This window comes from Microcoleus sp. POL10_C6 (assembly GCF_036701585.1).
In the GTDB taxonomy this organism is placed as follows: Bacteria; Cyanobacteriota; Cyanobacteriia; order Cyanobacteriales; family Microcoleaceae; genus Microcoleus.
On record NZ_JAUBRB010000022.1, the window covers coordinates 22544 to 41302 of the forward strand.

Sequence of the window (18759 nt, forward strand, 5' to 3'; positions counted from 1 at the left end):
TAAAAGGCAAAATGGTGTCATTTTTTTACTTACAATACAGAGGATAAACTCATGTTTCTGCAAATCAACAATCTCCACAAAAACTTTGAAACGAAAAAAGGTAAATTAGTTGTGCTCAAGGACATCAATATGAGCATCAAGCAAGGCGAATTTATCTGCGCGGTAGGCGCATCCGGTTCGGGCAAATCAACTCTGTTGAGGCAGATTGCGGGATTGGACAAGCCGACAATAGGGGAAGTGAAAATTGATGGCAAAGAAGTTGTTTCGCCTGGGCCGGATCGAGGTATGGTATTTCAGCATTACACTCTTTATCCTTGGATGAACGTGCAGGAAAATGCCGAGTTTGGCCTCAAACTTCAAGGCGTGTCCAAGAAAAAGCGGCGCGAACAAGCGAGCTATTATTTGAATGTGGTAGGATTGACGCAGTTTGCTTCGTCGCTGCCGAAGGAATTGTCGGGCGGGATGAAACAGCGGGTGGCGATCGCCCGCGCCCTCGCTTCTGAACCTAAAGTGTTATTAATGGATGAACCTTTCGGCGCCTTGGATATCCACACGAAAGAATCGATGCACGAATTCATGCTCGATTTGTGGCGCCGCACCCAGATTACAATCTTTATGATTACCCACGATGTCGAAGAAGCGGTGTTTCTTTCCAATCGGATTTATGCTTTGGGCGCTCGTCCCGGTACAGTGAGAAAGGAAATGTCGATTAATTTGCCCGATCGCACTCCCAGCGTTAAACGCCACGCCAAATTCCACGATTACCGCGACGAACTCATGGATTTGATGCGGAAACACGGACAGGAAGCAGTTGCAATGGCTGCTTAAATAGAAATAGGTTTGTATTTGCACTTTTTGCACCCGTGCCAAGAGTTTAACTGCCAACCTAAGTAAGTGGAAACTTAACATCTTGCACTATTGTCAATTACCTATTTAGGAACGGGCAAGATGCCCGTTCCACAATAAAATTGAGTTTTGTGGAACGGGCATCTTGCTCGTTCTTGAGAATGGTGCAAGATATCAGTGGAGATAAATATTACTTTGGGAGAGGGTGACTTTTGCCACTACAAAATACTATTGTTTTGTTTCGCTGACCCCCCCAAATACATCAAGAGGAACTTATGGTGCAACTATCATCGATCGACACAAACTCAGAAATTGATTCTGACCTCGTATTAATGCAAGAAACCGTACCGGGCGGCGCGTACTGGTCGGGGGTCATCAAGCGGGGAAACACCCTGCGAATCAGCGATTTAGAAGGCTCTCGCGGCGTTTCCATGCTGTGCTACAACGCCGACAATGCGATCGAACGTTTCAACGCAGCAGACACCGCCAAAATTCAATTCAACGCCTTTCTCAAACAAGGCATGGTGCTTTACACAGACATGGGACGCATCCTATTTTCCATCACCCAAGACACCTCCGGCTGTCACGATTTGTTAGGAGGATGCAGCAACGCCGTTAGCAATGCCAAAAAATACGGCGAAGGAGACTGGAAAAACTCTCGCGACAACTTCCTCAAAGCCCTAACTCGGTGGGGATTGAGCAAAAAAGATATCATGCCCAACCTCAACTTATTTACTCGCATTGCCGTCAAACCAGACGGCACGATGGAGTTTCGCGAAGGCTGCGAAAAACCGGGTAGTTTTATCGATTTGCGAGCCGAAATGAACGTATTGACCGTTATATCTAACTGCCCCCACATCCTGCATCCGGCTTCAATTTACGATCCAAAACCCATCCAAATTCAGATTGTGAAAACCCCCGCCCCCGCACCAGACGACTTGTGCCGCACCGCCAACCCGGAAGCCGTGCGCGGCTTCATCAACACCGATGCTTTGTTCGTGCAATAAACCCCCGATTACACAATTCAATCTTGTCCCCACCAATCTGCGGTGAAAAATTCTGTACTTCCATCACAAAAAGTGAACCATGACTGCAACTACCCAACAACTTCTCGATCCAAAAACTGCAATTTATAACGAAGTTTTACCCGCCAGACATCCCTGGGCTCGCGTCATCAAAAAAGGACAGATTCTCCGCATTGTAGATTTAGGCGGAAATCAAGCAGTAGATTTTTTAGTTTACAATGCCGATGACCCTTCCGAACGCTACAGCGCCCCCGATACGATCGTCAATCAAGGCAACATCTTTGTCACTACAAACAGCCAACTCATTTCCAACGAAGGGCGAGCCATGATGACCATAATTGCTGACTCCTGCGGACGGCACGATACCTCCGGCGGCGCCTGTAGCTGCGAAAGCAATTCGGTGCGGTTTGGCCTAGATAAAAAATACCAGCACGCCTGCGTTGAAAATTTCCTCGCCGCAATTCTTCCCTACGGTTTGGGCAAGCGAGATTTAGTCAGCAATATCAACTTTTTTATGAATGTTCCGGTTAGCGAAGATGGCACCCTTGAAATTGTTGACGGCATCTCTGATCCGGGAAGTACAGTTGATTTGCGAGCCGAAATGAACGCGCTGGTTGCTATTTCTAACTGCCCGCAAATGAACAATCCTTGCAATGCTTACAATCCTACGCCGATTCAATTGATTGTTTGGGATGCGGTATAGGTTGTAGCTGCCTACCCGCCAGAAACCGCCAGGGGTTTAAACCCCTGGCTAATAGCTAAAGTCCTCTAAAGAGGACTGAAGAATCGATTGCCCATTAGCAATTATCAATTATCAATTAGCAATAACCAATTAGCAATTACCAATTACCTAAATGTTTAACAAAGTTTTGATTGCAAATCGCGGTGAAATTGCCTGCCGAATTATCCGCACGCTCGATCGCCTCGGAATTGCTTCGGTAGCAGTATATTCTGAAGCCGACGCCCACGCCAAACACGTTTTCGCCGCCACCGAAGCCGTTTGTATAGGTGCAGCCCCCGCAGCCGAGAGTTATTTGCGGTTCGATCGCATTCTCGAAGTTGCGCGCCAAACTAAAGCTCAAGCCATCCATCCGGGTTACGGCTTTTTGAGCGAAAATGCTGAGTTTGCCGAAGCTTGCGCCAGCGAAAATATTGCATTTATCGGCCCGACTCCGACTCAGTTGCGCTGCTTTGGATTGAAGCACACCGCGCGGGAAATAGCCGCTGCAAATCAAGTGCCGCTAACTCCCGGAAGCGAACTTTTAGCAAGTTTAGAAGATGCCCAAAAAGCGGCTGGGGCGATCGGCTATCCGGTGATGCTCAAAAGTACCGCAGGTGGCGGCGGCATCGGTTTGCAGGCTTGTTTTGGCGATCGAGATTTGGCAGAAGCATTTGAAAAAGTACAGCGTTTGAGTCAAAGCAATTTTAAACAAAGCGGCGTTTTTTTAGAGAAATATATTCAAACAGCTAGGCACATTGAAGTCCAAATCTTTGGAGATGGCAAAGGAAATGTCATAGCCTTGGGCGAGCGAGATTGTTCGGTGCAGCGGCGCAATCAAAAAGTAATTGAAGAAACCCCCGCCCCTGCTATTAGCGACGAACAGCGCCATCAGTTGTACGGTGCAGCCGTGCGGTTGGGAAAAGCGGTAAATTACCAGTCAGCGGGTACTGTTGAATTTGTATTTGATGTCGATGCGAAACTGTTTTATTTTTTGGAAGTCAACACGCGCTTGCAAGTTGAACATGGCGTTACAGAAGCTGTCAACAACATCGACCTTGTTGAGTGGATGGTAAAACAGGCTTCGGGAGATTTGTTCCCCCTGGAAGAGTACCGCTATCAACCGCAGGGACACTCAATTGAGGTGCGAATTTATGCCGAAGATGCCGGCAAGAATTTTCAGCCGAGTTCCGGGTTGCTGAATCAAGTTGCGTTTCCCGAAAACGTCCGCTGCGACAGTTGGATAGAAACCGGCACGGAGGTTACTCCTTTTTACGATCCGCTGCTAGCCAAAGTAATCGTTTGCGGGGATAATCGATCGCAGGCGATCGTAAAACTAAAAGCTGCTTTAGATGCCAGTGAAATAGCGGGAATTGAAACTAATTTAGATTACCTCCGCCAGATTTTAGACGATTCCAGATTCAACCGGGGCGAACAGAGCACGCGCTTTTTAAACTCTTTTGAATACGCACCTTTAACGATCGATGTATTGGATGGGGGAACCTACAGCAGCATTCAAGATTATCCGGGGCGGATTGGCTATTGGGATGTGGGCGTGCCGCCTTCTGGGCCGATGGATCATCTGGCATTTCGATCGGCAAATCGTTTAGTAGGAAATCCCGAATCCACAGCAGGATTGGAATTCACAGCGACAGGCCCAACTCTGCGCTTTAATGCCGATACAGTTATTAGTTTGACTGGTGCAACTATGAAGGGAACGCTAAACGGCGAATCGGTGCCGTTTTGGACGGCAATTCCCGTAAAAGCTGGCAGCATTCTCAAGTTAAAAGCCATTCAAGGCGGCGGCTACCGCACTTATTTAGCAGTCAAACACGGCTTTAATGTCCCCGATTATTTGGGCAGCAAATCAACTTTTGTACTGGGCAAATTTGGCGGACACGCGGGCCGCATCCTGCGTCCGGGAGATGTGCTTAAACTGCTTCAAACTGCCACTCTGGAAGCGGAAATATCTTTGCCTCCCGAACTAATTCCCACCTACAGCAATAATTGGGAAATCGGCGTTTTGTACGGGCCTCACGGCGCGCCGGATTTCTTTACTGAGTCAGACATCGAAATGTTTTTCTCCACAGAATGGCAGGTGCATTACAACTCGACGCGGACGGGAATTCGGCTGATCGGCCCGAAGCCCACCTGGGCGCGTCAAGACGGAGGGGAAGCGGGTTTGCACCCGTCTAACATTCACGATAATGCTTACGCGATCGGCACGATCGATTTTACGGGCGATATGCCTGTAATTCTCGGTCTTGACGGCCCGAGTTTGGGAGGTTTTGTGTGTCCTGCTACTATTGTGCAGTCGGAATTGTGGAAAATCGGGCAACTGAAACCGGGGGACAGCATTCGCTTTCACTGTTTGAGTTTTGCTGAAGCTTTGCAGCGGGAATTAGCACAAAATAGGCAAATTGCTACTTTTTGTTTGCCTGTTTTTGGGGGAAATTCGGAGGAATTGCCCGCAGTTTCCGCTTCTCCAATTTTGCACGAAATTCCCGAATCTCTGGGACAGGTTGCTGTTACTTACCGTCAAGCTGGGGATAAATATATTCTAGTTGAATACGGCCCGTTGGTGCTGGATTTAAATTTGCGTTTTCGGGCGCACGCATTGATGGAATGGCTAAAAGCAAATCCGTTGCCTGGTGTTATCGAATTAGTGCCGGGAATGCGATCGCTCCAAATTCACTTTGAGGGGCGCCAGATTTCGCAACAGCAGCTAATGCAGGCGCTGATTGCGGCGGAGGCGAAACTTCCGGCGATCGAGGATTTGGAAGTGCCGGCGCGAATTGTGCACTTGCCTTTATCTTGGGAAGATGAATCGACGCTGTTGGCCATTGAAAAATATATGCAGTCTGTGCGATCGGATGCACCTTGGTGTCCCAGCAATATTGAGTTTATTCGCCGCATAAACGGCCTTGACAGCATCGAACAAGTCAGAGAAATCGTATTTAATGCTAGCTATTTAGTGATGGGTTTGGGAGACGTTTATTTAGGCGCGCCCGTCGCAACTCCCCTCGATCCGCGCCACCGTTTGGTTACTACTAAATACAATCCCGCCCGCACTTGGACTCCTGAAAATGCAGTTGGCATTGGCGGCGCGTATTTATGCGTTTACGGCATGGAAGGGCCCGGAGGTTATCAATTTGTCGGCCGCACGGTGCAAATGTGGAATCGGTTCAAACAAACGGCGGATTTCCAGTCTGGTAAACCTTGGCTTTTGCGGTTTTTTGACCAAATCCGATTTTATCCGGTTTCTCATGAGGAATTGCACCGCTGTCGGGAAGAATTTATTGAAGGGAAGTTTAAATTAAAGGTTGAGGAAATCACTTTTAATCTGAGAGAATACAATGAATTTTTGCATTCTATTGCGGGGAGTGCTGCTGAATTTAAAGCGCAGCAGCAGGTCGCATTTAATGCAGAGCGCGATCGCTGGGCCGCATCCGGGGAATTTGAAGCTGAATCAGCAGCAGAATCCTCTGCGGATCAGGCTTCTGAAACAGCGGCGGAGGTTACTTTGCCGATCGGCTGTGAGGCAGTTGTCGCTCACGTTTCGGCAAATGTTTGGCAGGTGCTGGTTAATGTTGGAGATGCGGTTGCTGAGGGCGATCGCCTATTAATTTTGGAAGCGATGAAAATGGAAATTGCTATTACTGCTGATGTTGCCGGCACTGTCGCCGAGTTGTTTTGTCAAAAGGGACAAACGGTGACAGCCGGACAAATTCTAGCTGCTATTCAACCGAATTAATCCCTCTGTTTTTAGTTCGGGAACAGTGGTAAGCCGTTGCATAATTGGGGGATGATTTTGATTGTTTTGTGGGATGGGATATCGTAGCCAGTCAGGTGTATTTTCACTGAAGGCGGGACACCCTACAAGAATCATCATCAAATTGTGCAAACCCGGCTCATTTAATGAAGGTTTAGCAGCAGTTAGGGCTTCAAAAGGGTGGGGATATATCAATCAAGCAGGCTAGTGGGCGATCGCCCCTAAGTTTCCGCTGTAGGCAGTTTTTCCGAAGGCTTAGCCGCTGTCAAGCGCAATGACAAATCTGGCTTAATAAATCAAGCTGGAAAGCTGGTCATTTAACAGGTTCGAGGTTCTGTTTAGGCTTTAAATTTGTTTAAACTCACATCTTGCACCATTCTCAAGAACAGGCAAGATGCCTGTTCCACAAAGAGTAGATTTTCTTGTGGAACAGGCATCTTGCCTGTTCATAAAAAGCTTATTGACAATGGTGCAACATCTCAGTTTAAATCTAGTTAACTTAACTCCCGCAGCCCAGAAGAGAGCGGCAAACCATCCTGAAATACCAGCAATTCTCCCGGCTTAATTTGCGTCCAAACTTCGTTATCAGTCAGCGGAAAAGTGGCAATAACAGCCACGCGATCGTCCTCGTTGGTCAATTCCCGAAAATCGACAGTTACATCTTCGTCGATCGAGTGAGCGCTAGCAAAAGGTGCTTGTCGCACAATATAATGCAGATTAGTAGAACAATGGGTGAACAAGTGTTCTCCATCAGAAAGTAAATAATTAAAAATTCCGTGTTCTGCCAAACTTTTAGTAATTTCCTCCAGTACCGGGTAAATTTCCGCTACAGCAGGCTTGCTTTGAGGAAAAGTGGAGCGCAGCTTTTCTAATATCAAACAAAAAGCTTTTTCGCTGTCAGTTTTGCCAACAGGTTTGTAAACTCCGGCACGTTCTGGATTAAAATTTTCCAGATTTCCATTGTGAGCGAAAACCCAATAGCGCCCCCAAAGTTCCCGAATAAAAGGGTGGCAGTTTTCCAAAGCAATTTCGCCTTGGGTAGCTTTGCGGATGTGAGCAATGACGTTAGTTGAATGAATGGGATAGCGACGCACTACTTCTGCAACCGGAGAAGCAATAGCAGGTTTAGAGTCTATAAAAAGGCGACATCCCAAACCTTCAAAGAAAGCAATTCCCCAACCGTCTTGATGAACGTCCGTTTTGCCACCTCTTGCAGAAAAACCCTCAAAAGAAAAGCAAATATCTGTTGGAACATTGCAGTTCATTCCCAGTAATTGGCACATAGCTTTTAAATCTCTGGAGTTTGAATGGATGTCGCAGCTATTGGCAGGTACAGATTTGCGATGATAGTATTATAGTATGAATTGATTTAGCCTAATAAAAAAAACACAATTATTTTGGATGGTTAACCATAATGCTACTTAAATTTTAAAAAATGCGTGAAGCCAAGCTATCCCGAACGCGCGTGCGAGCCCGTTGCGGTAGGGAATCGCCCAAAATTCAATCGCGTTCCCCGGAGAACAGTCTTCATCGTTCCATTTGTCCTGCAATTTTGTTAATTAAATTTATGTAAAATTCACTTTTGTGGGGGAAAGTCTGAAAGTTGTTTGATATCCTGCAAAACTATTTGAGGCTTCCCTTTGTACTGTTCTACCTTCCCACTGACATACACATATCCCCGTCCCAGACCCGCATAACGCTTCTCGATTAGCCGCTTCAAAGGAGCCATTTCATCAGTTTCCGCATCTGGTATCCACAAAGCTAATTTATGATACACCGAACCAGCATAAATTACAGCGCTGCCGCCGATCCTTTTAGTAATTCCCGCCTGCAAATCGCAGAAAATAGTAATAGATTTAGCTCTCTCAGAAGCAGCTAATATTTTCGGGTAGTCCAACCTCAAAGAAAGCGCTCCTGCGGTTGCTTCCGACAACCGAAACTCTTCAACAATCGAGCCTCGCATCGACCACCAAGGAAGTAAATTAGCATAGTTGCGAGAGGGAATTTTGGCATTGATAATCGGATTCCAAATCATCAGATTGTAAGCTTTTGCTGCCGATTCTCCCTCTGTCATTTGTCGGTGATACAATCGGGATCGCCCGTATTTGACGAAGTAGGGACTCCAGCCTTCTTCAATCAGTTTAAGATTGTAATTTTCTCCGTCTTTATGTACGTAACAGAGGAGACGCCCGTAGTTGTCGCGGTGTTTTTGTAGAGCTACTTCAACCGAATCGTCTGTATCAAATTCTATGTCAATTTGAGCAAGTCCGCCATCTGCTGTGGCGAAGTATTTTTTAGCCATTTCTGAAGCTGCTTTCCCCGCTGCAGTTACAGGTTTGGAACCTCCCGAATGACTTTCTTCTGTATCGACGCAAATCAGCCGCAGAGATTCGGTTTTGCCGTTGAGAGAAATTTTGATGCTGTCGCCATCAACTACTTTAGTTATTTGCAGGTTCGGAATTCTGGTTGCCATATTTTGAACCCTGTTGCACTTGAGATTTCATGCAGGTATCGCTTGGATTATACACGAGTTCGTTATCACTAGCAACTGTAATTTTTGTTGTTTGTATTAATATTTGTCAACAGTCGCGTATTTTATCAAGTCGGGGAAAAAATCTTGAAAATCTGATTCTAAGCGCTGATAGTTAGCTGTCAAATCTTCTATGCCGCTTGCCAAGTTATTTGTCCGCTTGATTCGGGCCGACATTCTTGTAAGAGTGATGCCGATTTCGGCAATTTCCTGATAAGATGAAAGCAAGTCGCGGGCAATTATTGTGGGCAGTACCCGCTGGAGAGAGTCAGGTAATATATCGCGGTTGTCTTGCAGGATTTTATAGACATCCTGAGAAAAATCCCGGAGGGGAATTTCTGAATATTCCAGCCAATTTTTAGCCAAGAAGTGGTCGTAAAACACGTCAATCAAAACTCCAGCAAACCTGCGTCTCTGGGAAGAAACAAGGCTTTTACTCGATCGCACTATTGCGTGAGAGTCCGTGTAGCTATCTACTTTGCGGTGCAAATCGATGCCCTTTCTAATTTCATCGGGATAAAGGTTGATTGCCGAACCTTTGACAAAATCTCCTAAGAGGTTGCCAATCAGGGATTCTGGCGTGCCTTTTGATAAGAATAGATGAGCCAAATAATTCATTGCTACAGTAAAAATATCTAAGATAGCATAAGCAGAAAGAGTAAGGTGCACGACCCGGCGCACCTTACTGCTATTAAGAACCTGCCCTGAAAAAAATCCCCCTACGCACCACCGCGCAACTTATCCAAAACCGTCCGGTCTTCCAAAGTCGAAGTATCCCCAGAAACCTCTTGTCCCGCCGCCAAAGAACGCAGCAATCGGCGCATAATCTTCCCGCTTCGCGTTTTCGGCAAAGCATCAGTAAATCGAATTTCGCCGGGACGGGCGATCGCCCCAATTTCCTTAACAACGTGCTGCTTCAATTCCTTAGCCAATTCATCGCTAGGTTGCTGCGAGTTGTCCAGCGTGACAAAAGCCACAATTTCCTCACCTTTAATCTCATCCGGTTTGCCAACAACCGCAGCTTCCGCCACCGCTGGATGCGATACCAAAGCTGACTCGACTTCCATTGTGCCAAGTCGGTGTCCGGCCACATTAATTACATCATCAACGCGACCCATTACCCAGAAATAACCGTCTTTGTCCTTGTGCGCGCCGTCCCCTGCAAAGTACACAAATTCGCCATCTTTCGGGTGTAAATATTCCCAATAAGTGCGGCGGAAACGATCGGGATCGTTGTAAAGTGTCCGCATCATTCCCGGCCAAGGATGTTTCACCACTAAATAACCGCCGCTTTCGTTAGTGACTGTTTCCCCATCTTGGTCAACAACATCGACCACAATTCCGGGGAACGGTAGGGTTGCAGAACCGGGTTTTGTAGGAATTGCACCGGGCAAAGCGGTAATCATAATTCCCCCGGTTTCTGTTTGCCACCAAGTATCAACGATCGGACAATTCGAGTGGCCAATTACGCGCTGATACCACATCCAAGCTTCGGGATTGATCGGTTCGCCAACGGTTCCTAACAATCGTAAAGATGACAAATTGCGCGCGTTGGGCAAGTGTTCGCCCATTTTCATAAAGGTGCGAATTGCGGTGGGTGCAGTGTAGAAAACGGTGACGCCGTATTTTTCAATTACATCCCAAAAACAGCCTGGATTAGAAGGGCGAGGAGCACCTTCATACATTAAAGTTGTTGCACCGTTGGACAGTGGCCCGTAGACTATGTAACTGTGTCCGGTAATCCAGCCGACATCAGCAGTACACCAGTAAACATCGGTATCTTGGAGGTCGAATATCCACTTGGTTGTCATGTGGGTATAAAGGTTATAACCACCGGTTGTATGGACGACACCTTTCGGTTTGCCGGTACTGCCACTGGTGTAGAGTACGAACAGCATATCTTCGCTGTCCATCGGTTCGGCGGGACAATTTGCCGATGCACCTTTTTGCAAATCGTGCCACCAATGATCGCGCCCTGGTTCCATGTCAATTTTCTGTTTGGTGCGCTGAACTACGAGAACGTTAGTAACGCTGGGTGTGGCATTATTTGCTAATGCTTTGTCTACTTGTGTTTTGAGGCCGACGGCGGTATCTTTGCGGAAGCCACCGTCAGCGGTGATGACGAGTTTTGCTTGGCCGTCGTTAAGTCGATCGCGCAAAGCTTCTGCACTAAAACCGCCAAAAACAACGCTGTGTACTGCACCGATTCTGGCACAGGCTAGCATGGCGATCGCAGCTTCGGGAATCATCGGCATATAAATGCCAACGCGATCGCCCTTTTGGACTCCCAATTGTTTGATGACGTTCGCCATTTGGCAGACTTCGCGGTGGAGTTGCGCGTAGGTGAGGGTGCGGGAATCTCCGGGTTCGCCTTCCCAAATCAGGGCGGCTTTATTTTTGCGCCAAGTGGTTAAGTGGCGATCGAGACAATTGTAAGAAATATTAATTTTACCGTTGACAAACCATTTAGCAAAAGGCGGTTGCCAGTCGAGCACGGTATCCCAGTTTTGGAACCAGTGCAATTCTTGGGCGGCGAGTTCTGCCCAGAAGGCTTGGGGGTCAGCTTTGGCTTTGTCGTAAAGGGCTTGGTACTCTTCTAGGCTTTTGATGTGAGCTTTTTGGGAGAATTCAGCGGGCGGCTGAAATAGCCGTTTTTCATGCAGAATTGATTCGATGGTATCTTGCGACATTGCTTTTAACTTTAACTTCGGTTAGTCTTTTTAACTATTGTTTGCATAAGTGGGGGCAAAAGTATGTTTATTTTCCTTAAGACTTTGGGGAATTTTGTAAATGTCGGATCTGCATGAGAAATTATAGCACTGGTAAATTGTAAATTCTATCTTCGTACTCATTCTCAAATGATGCTTCATAAATCAGAAGCAGTAGTTCAATATTTTGACCGATACTCAGCTTGGAATTCAGGAGAAAGATTCCGGGAATATGGCGGTTTTGCTCTAGATGATCTGTTAAATGAACAGGCATAGAGCGGCGGTTGTTGGTAACAAGAATGAAATTGTGGATTTCGCACCAAATAAGAATTTCTGGATCGAGAGTCCCTTTAGAAGGTGCTGTTAGTTCTCCCACTGCTAGAACAACCAGATCGGGATTGCGCCTGCGAATTTGGTTAACATACACAGGCTCGACATTTTCATCAAAGAGATACTGGATTGGCATCAGCTTTGCTCCTTGCCTCTCTTTCTGCTTTAAATTTGCGAAGTTTTTCTGTCACTGGAGGAGGATTACGAGTTTGTTCTTCTCGCATTTTTTCGCCCCACTCCAGCCATTCGGTTATGTATTTACCGACTGCTTCTTTGTTGTGCAGGTAGTACAAAATGGTCGCATAAACTTGTTCCAGGGTGAGCGATGTATAAATGTTAGCGATTTCTTCGGGAGTTCGAGCGCGAAACAGGTATTCATAAAGAATGGTTTCGATGCCGATCCGGGAACCTTTGAGCCGAATATCGTCAGGTCTTAGGAAGTTGAAATAGTCTTCTAGTTGCATTGCTGGTTCGGGGTGATATCTGGTAAGATTATATCACATGAATAAAACATTGTTTGGGTGTTATGATGTTAATAAAGACGACTTACGCCGGGGAGCAAGAAACCGGGTTTTTCGCCGAATCTGCTGCCTCCAATGCGTCTTTTCGTGAAAAACCCGGTTTTTAAACACTCGTGCCTAAGTCCTATTTTATTAGAATGCTTTTATAATCTAGTTTACTGGATAAGCCGATCGCACTAAAGCCATGAGCCAAAATTTAGAAGCAAGCCAACTTTCGCTAAATGACGTTCGCCACCTTCTCAAACTGGAAGAGCGAGAAGGAGACGCCTTCACCGATTTTTTCTCTCTGGAACCGCTGTCAGAATTAGAACAGCAGGAAATATTAAAAATTAGAACTGACTTTCGACGCTACTTATCCGCCGGAAAAGTTTCAGAAGAACTGGTTAAATTTTTAGTGCTTTCACCGTTAATGAGATTAGCAGGATTTTTTGATATTCCGATCGTGCTGACAATGGAAGATAGCATCCCCATCGAGGTTGAGGATGGGGATACTGTAATTAAAGGGCGCTTGGATGTCTTAGCCGTAAATCAGCCGGATGCAGAGCTCGCGGCGGCACAGTTTTGGATTTTGGTAGTGGAGGCGAAAAATAGTGCGATCGATCCTTGGGCCGGTTTGCCGCAATTGCTGACTTATGCTTATAAAAGTTTGCAGCAGCAATCGTCTGTGTGGGGATTGACGACGAATGGACGAAACTATCAGTTTGTGTATCTGACGCGCGGAAATCCTTGCACTTATCAGATTTTACCGGAATTGAGTTTGACTGACAGGGAGCGATCGCTCTTGTTGGCGCAAGTGTTGAAAGCGATTTGTAAGTTGCAGAATGTGCAGTTGCAGTTGGCTTAACAAGGGCGATCGCATCCGATGTTATTGTGACGGTGGAGTCCTGTACTCGATCGGTGGATTTGGCGGTTGTTGGGTATTTTGAGGGGTGATGTACGTTGTTGCTAACGGAATTAGGGCGATCGCGATCGGTACTACAACTTTCTCGATCGACCACTTGATGTTGGAATTGTCAGATTTTTTCACTTGATTTACCTTTTTAGCTGATGTAGTCTTGTTCTGGTGCAGCCGTTTTAAAGTTTTCATTTAGTTAATTCCAATCTCTACAATTTCGATAATAAACTAACTTTCTTACTATTATTTGCTTGACAAATAAATTCAACAAAGTTGTCAAGGGCCGGGGAATTACCAATTTTTTTGACAAGGGAGTTGAAGGGTTTGTGAAAAAATCTTCACAAATTAGCTGGTGTTTGTAAATTTGTGAAATTAAACTGGCTATCGGGGCTGAAGCTGACAACTGTGGTAAATTAGTAAGAGTGGTAGGTAAAGCGCTAAGGCAGGTATGCGGGTCATGAATCAAAAAGAGTTTGACGCCATTTATCCAAAAGAGCTAAACCGCATACAGCATAAGGTACTAGAGCTGTTTTTGCAAGGGAAGTCAGAGGACGCGATCGCTAAATCTATCAAACTTAATGATTCATCGGGTGTCAGATACCATATTTCAAATATCTGCGAATTATTTGGTTTTAAAAATGAACCGGGCGAACGCTTCCGACAGCGCGATCAATTAATCCCGCTATTTGCCAAGTATAAACCTGAATTAGTGAGCGATCAATTAATAAAACGTTCAGGAATCTCCTCTGACGATAGACAAGAATTGGATTTTTACTATGTAGAGCGTCATCCGATCGAATCTGAATGCTGTGATAAAATCTTGGAACATGGAGCAGTGATTCGGATTAAAGCACCTAAATATACGGGAAAAACTTTACTATTGAACCAAATTATCGAGCGTGCTAAACGTCATAATTATCAAGCCGTTACTTTGGATTTTAACCAAGCAAGTAGTAGTGTTTTCTCAAGTTATGAGGAATTACTAAAATGGCTGTGTAAACGAGTTGGTAGAGGTTTGGGTTTAGAAAACAAATTAGCTGAATATTGGGATAGCGATGAGTTTGACGAACACACGAACACTCAAACCTACTTTGAGGACTATTTGTTAAAAAATCCGACTCAACCTTTGGTACTGGCTTTTAAAAATGTCGATCGGGTTTTTGAGCAAGAATCTTTCCGAATTGATTTTTGTGAATTATTGAGATGTTGGAGTCAACTGCACCTTGAGGGAAATCAATTTGCTGAACTTTGGAAAAAATTGCGGTTGATCATTGTTCACTCAACCAATGTTTACGGTTCCTTAGATATCAACTACTCTCCTCTTAGCGGTGTGGGTTTAACTAAAACTTTACTCGATTTCACTCCCGCTCAAGTTGATTATTTAGCAAATTGCTATCAACTTCAGGGGTTAAATTCAGGTATATTTAAGGAATTTAGGAAAATTTTTGGCGGACATCCTTATCTGATCCAAGAAGCTTTTGGTTTTCTCCAAAAAGAGCAATGTTCCCTCGATAGACTTTTGGAAATTGCTGCTACAGAAGCAAGTCCATTTATCAATCATTTACGAGAACAGTTGGAAGAACTCCGTAAAAATCCTCAACTAGAAACTGCTTACTATCAAGTTGTCAATGAAACACAGCCCGTGCGACTTGACACCAACGCAACTTTTAAATTGCAAGGTATGGGATTGGTGCTGGTCGATCTAAATGATTGTTGGCCTCGGTGCGATTTGTATCGGCAATATTTTTCCGATCGCCTAAATCCCAATTAATGGAGGGAACAAATGACTTACAAATATATTTGTGAAGCTACTTTGGGCGTTGATACCCAAACTTATGTCAAGCGAGAAGCTGACGAACAACTGTATGAAGAACTGAAAAAAGGTAAGTTTTGTTATGTTTTCAATTCGCGCAAAACAGGTAAATCTAGCTTGCGGGTACAAGTGATGAATCGCCTAAAACAAGAGGGAATAGCTTGTGTTGAAATAGATTTTTCTGGAAAGGGAACTCAGTTAACTACGCCGGAAAAGTGGTACAACAGTATTTTGTTAAATCTCAATCGCAAATTATCGCTGGATGTCAATCTAAAACATTGGTTGAGCGAGTGTGATTGGCTGTCACCGCAGGATCGTTTGGCAGAGTTTATCGATTCTATCCTCCTGAAACGCATTTCTCAAAACATTGTAATTTTTATTGATGAAATTGATAGCGTTCTTAGTTTGAATTTTCCGACTGATGACTTTTTTGCTTATATTCGTGCTTGTCACAATCAAGGTCAAAGCGGTGAAAATCTTGCTTATCAACGCTTAACATTTTGTCTGTTGGGCGTCGCAACACCTTCAGATTTGATTCAAGATAAAAAACGCACGCCATTTAATATCGGTCAAGCTATTGAATTAAAAGGTTTTACTCAGGAACAAGCTGCACCTTTAGCGAAAGGCTTAGAAGGAAAAGTCCAGCGTCCGATTCAGGTTTTAAATGAGATTTTAGACTGGACGGGCGGACAGCCTTTTTTGACTCAAAAACTTTGTAAAATTGTCCTAGAACAAGCAGAAACCAGAAATCCTGACATTGCCGAACTGGTACAAGCTTACATTATTAACAATTGGGAAGAGAACGACAATCCCGAACACCTCGGAACAATTCGCGATCGCATCCTCAGCAACCAACAGCGTACCAGCCAACTCCTCGGCATCTATCAGCAAATTATTACCCCCCCTAACCCCCCCTTGCTAAGGGGGGGGAAAGATAGCACTAATTCTTCTTTAGTAAGGGGTGAGAAAGATAGCTCTAATCCTCCGTTAGCAGAGGAGGAAAAAGACAATCTTACTCCCCCCCTTGCTAAGGGGGGGCTGGGGGGGGTAGCCGCTGATAACAGTCCCGACCAAATCGAGTTACAGTTATCGGGGTTAGTTGTTAAAAAATACGGTCAACTGCAAGTTTACAACCGTATTTATCTAGAAATATTTAACCTCGATTGGGTACAGCAAGAATTAGCAAAACTCCGCCCCTACCAGGAAAACTTCGCCGCTTGGATAGCCTCAAATCGTCAAGATACTTCCCGACTGTTGCGCGGCCAAGCGTTGGATGATGCGTTGCAGTGGAAAGTGGGGAAACGTTTGAGCGATGAGGATAATGATTTTTTAGATGCCAGTCAAGCTGATGACCGGCAAGAACTGACGAGATATAATCAGTTATTAAAAGCAACCCGCAGACAAGTTAGAGAAATTATCACCATTGAAGAAGCTGGACACTATGCGTTAAATCTTTTTCAGTCAGAAGGCAAACAAAGAGAAGCCTTGCGGGAAGCTATCAAAGCAGGAGAAAATTTAAAGAAGTGGATACCAGATAATCCTCCGCTTTCGGAATATCCCACTATCAGTCCTTTGTTAACCTTGCAGGTAATTATTGCTCAAATCCGCGAACGGCGTGTACTTGTCGGACATAACAACTCAGTAACAAGCGTTAGTTTTAGCCCAATAGGAGACGCGATTGCCACTACCTCAGATGACGGCACCGCCAAATTGTGGGATTTCCAGGGCAACTGCTTGATGACTTTCGCCGGACATAATGACTCTGTATTAAGTGCCAGTTTTAGTCCGAATGGAGAAATGCTCGCTACTGCCTCAGATGAACGCACCGCCAAATTGTGGGACTTGCAGGGCAACTGCTTAAAAACTTTCACCGGACATCGTGACTGGGTAACAAGTGTTAGTTTTAGCCCGATAGGAGATGCACTTGCCACTACTTCAAGAGATAACACCGCGAAATTATGGGATTTCGAGGGCAATTGCTTGGTGACTTTTATCGGACATTATGACTCGGTAACAAGTGTTAGTTTTAGCCCGATAGGAAATGCACTCGCCACTACATCAAGAGATAATACCGCGAAATTATGGGATTTGCAAGGCAACTGCTTGGTAACATTTACCGGACATAATCGTTTAGTAAATAGTGTCAGTTTTAGTCCGAATGGAGATGCGATCGCCACCGCTTCATCTGACGACACTGCCAAATTGTGGAACTTGCAGGGCAACTGCTTGGTAACATTCACCGGACATAATAACTCAGTAAATAGTGTCAGTTTTAGCCCAAACGGAGATGCGATCGCCACCGCTTCATCTGACGACACTGCCAAATTGTGGAACTTGCAGGGCAACTGCTCGGTCACTTTCACCGGACATAATGACTCGGTAACAAGCGTTAGTTTTAGCCCAAATGGGGATGCGATCGCTACTGCCTCCAATGACAATACAGCCAAATTATGGCATTTGCAGGGCAACTGCTGGATTACTTTCGCTGGAGATAATTATAGGATGAATGGTGTTAATTTTAGTCGCAGTCAAGATACATTTGGCACCGCCTCAAGCGACAAAACCGCTAAAATCTCGGACTTGCAAGGCGAGCCTTGGGTGACTTTACCCGGAAATAATTACTCGATAAATTGTGTCTGTTTTAGTCACACTAAAGATTTACTGGCTACTGCCTCCAGAGACGGTACGACAAAATTGTGGGACTTGCAAGGCAACTGTTTGGCGACTTTTTCGGGACATAATTACTCGGTAAATAGTGTATGTTTTAGCCCCATTGATAATGCGATTGCCATCGCCTCAGATGACAAAACAGCCAAATTGTGGGACTTGCAGGGTAACTGCTTGGTAACATTCACCGGACATAATAACTCGGTAACAAGTGTCAGTTTTAGCCCGACTGGAAATGCGCTCGCTACTGCCTCAGATGACGGCACAGTCAAATTGTGGGACTTGCAGGGCAACTGCTTGGTAACATTCACCGGACATAATAACTCGGTAACAAGTGTCAGTTTTAGCCCGACTGGAAATGCGCTCGCTACTGCCTCAGATGACGGCACAGCCAAATTGTGGGACTTGCAGGGCAACTGCTTGGTAACATTCACCGGACATAATAACTCGGTAACAAGTGTCAGTTTTAGCCCGACTGGAAATGCGCTCGCTACTGCCTCATATGACAACACCGCGAAATTGTGGGACTTGCAGGGCAACTGCTTGGTAACATTCACCGGACATCATGGCTCGGTAAATACTGTCAGTTTTAGCCCCACAGGAGATGCGATCGCCACTGCCTCAATTGACGGCACTGCCAAATTGTGGGACTTGCAGGGGAATTTACTGGCTGACTTTAGCGGATATAAAGGCAATTTATTCAAAGGTGAGGCTGATTTTGTGGAGGTGAAAAGTCCGATTTATAGTATTTGTTTTAGTCGGGACGGGAAGTTTTTGATAACGGGTTCGCGGGATGGAAACGTGCGGTTGTGGCCGGTGGAAAGTTTGGATGAGTTGTTGGCGAGTGGGAGGGAATGGCTTGGTGAGAAAATTTAACCGCTGATGCACGCGGATGATTTGAATTTAGCAACGATTTTACGATTCTTTTTCACTT

General features: G+C 45.4%; 14 protein-coding genes and 1 pseudogene. 8 read left to right on the forward strand and 7 right to left on the reverse strand.

From position 1 onward, the window contains the following. The first annotated feature begins 51 nt into the window (after window positions 1-51). The 5 genes and pseudogenes from QUA34_RS14440 to QUA34_RS30190 form a co-directional block, all read left to right on the forward strand. Window positions 52-828: an ABC transporter ATP-binding protein gene (locus QUA34_RS14440; RefSeq protein WP_333387577.1), complete on the forward strand. Its 777-nt coding sequence runs from the start codon at window positions 52-54 to the stop codon at window positions 826-828. 293 nt (window positions 829-1121) lie between these two features. Beyond that, a complete protein-coding gene (locus QUA34_RS14445; RefSeq protein WP_333387579.1) occupies window positions 1122-1853 on the forward strand; it encodes an urea amidolyase associated protein UAAP1 in 732 nt (243 codons plus the stop codon). 79 nt (window positions 1854-1932) lie between these two features. Then, window positions 1933-2574 (forward strand): urea amidolyase associated protein UAAP2, encoded by a 642-nt coding sequence (locus QUA34_RS14450; RefSeq protein ID WP_333061019.1) that lies wholly within the window; start codon window positions 1933-1935, stop codon window positions 2572-2574. A gap of 151 nt (window positions 2575-2725) precedes the next feature. Next, window positions 2726-6343 (forward strand): urea carboxylase, encoded by a 3618-nt coding sequence (uca, locus tag QUA34_RS14455; RefSeq protein ID WP_333387581.1) that lies wholly within the window; start codon window positions 2726-2728, stop codon window positions 6341-6343. A gap of 252 nt (window positions 6344-6595) precedes the next feature. Beyond that, window positions 6596-6682 (forward strand): annotated as a pseudogene (locus QUA34_RS30190) (WG repeat-containing protein); the annotation flags it as partial. Window positions 6683-6855: 173 nt separating this feature from the next. Here the strand turns inward: QUA34_RS30190 and QUA34_RS14460 are convergent. From QUA34_RS14460 to QUA34_RS14485, 6 genes are all read right to left on the reverse strand, one after another. Beyond that, window positions 6856-7644, reverse strand: a complete 789-nt coding sequence (locus QUA34_RS14460) for a class II glutamine amidotransferase (protein ID WP_333330962.1) — start codon at window positions 7642-7644, stop codon at window positions 6856-6858. Between the two features lie 293 nt (window positions 7645-7937). Next, window positions 7938-8834: a thermonuclease family protein gene (locus tag QUA34_RS14465; RefSeq protein ID WP_333387584.1), complete on the reverse strand. Its 897-nt coding sequence runs from the start codon at window positions 8832-8834 to the stop codon at window positions 7938-7940. 96 nt (window positions 8835-8930) lie between these two features. Beyond that, on the reverse strand, window positions 8931-9560 hold the full coding sequence (locus QUA34_RS14470) for an ACP phosphodiesterase (protein ID WP_333330968.1): 630 nt from the start codon (window positions 9558-9560) through the stop codon (window positions 8931-8933). A 50-nt stretch (window positions 9561-9610) separates the two neighbouring features. Then, on the reverse strand, window positions 9611-11581 hold the full coding sequence (acs, locus tag QUA34_RS14475; protein ID WP_333387587.1) for an acetate--CoA ligase: 1971 nt from the start codon (window positions 11579-11581) through the stop codon (window positions 9611-9613). A 121-nt stretch (window positions 11582-11702) separates the two neighbouring features. Continuing rightward, window positions 11703-12065, reverse strand: coding sequence for a DUF5615 family PIN-like protein (locus QUA34_RS14480; protein ID WP_333145263.1), 363 nt, complete (start codon window positions 12063-12065; stop codon window positions 11703-11705). Then, window positions 12043-12393 (reverse strand): DUF433 domain-containing protein, encoded by a 351-nt coding sequence (locus tag QUA34_RS14485; protein WP_333387590.1) that lies wholly within the window; start codon window positions 12391-12393, stop codon window positions 12043-12045. The genes QUA34_RS14480 and QUA34_RS14485 overlap by 23 nt, the downstream gene beginning before the upstream one ends. A gap of 241 nt (window positions 12394-12634) precedes the next feature. Here QUA34_RS14485 and QUA34_RS14490 point away from each other — a divergent pair, with 241 nt between their 5' ends. After that, window positions 12635-13294: a restriction endonuclease subunit R gene (locus QUA34_RS14490; RefSeq protein WP_333387592.1), complete on the forward strand. Its 660-nt coding sequence runs from the start codon at window positions 12635-12637 to the stop codon at window positions 13292-13294. A gap of 21 nt (window positions 13295-13315) precedes the next feature. Here the strand turns inward: QUA34_RS14490 and QUA34_RS14495 are convergent, their stop codons facing one another. Continuing rightward, window positions 13316-13537, reverse strand: a complete 222-nt coding sequence (locus tag QUA34_RS14495) for a hypothetical protein (protein WP_333387595.1) — start codon at window positions 13535-13537, stop codon at window positions 13316-13318. A 265-nt stretch (window positions 13538-13802) separates the two neighbouring features. On the opposite strand from QUA34_RS14495, the gene QUA34_RS14500 reads away from it, so the two are divergent. Both QUA34_RS14500 and QUA34_RS14505 read left to right on the forward strand, forming a co-directional pair. Further along, window positions 13803-15116, forward strand: coding sequence for an AAA-like domain-containing protein (locus tag QUA34_RS14500; protein ID WP_333387598.1), 1314 nt, complete (start codon window positions 13803-13805; stop codon window positions 15114-15116). A 12-nt stretch (window positions 15117-15128) separates the two neighbouring features. After that, window positions 15129-18701: a WD40 domain-containing protein gene (locus QUA34_RS14505; protein WP_333387601.1), complete on the forward strand. Its 3573-nt coding sequence runs from the start codon at window positions 15129-15131 to the stop codon at window positions 18699-18701. Window positions 18702-18759 lie beyond the last annotated feature (58 nt).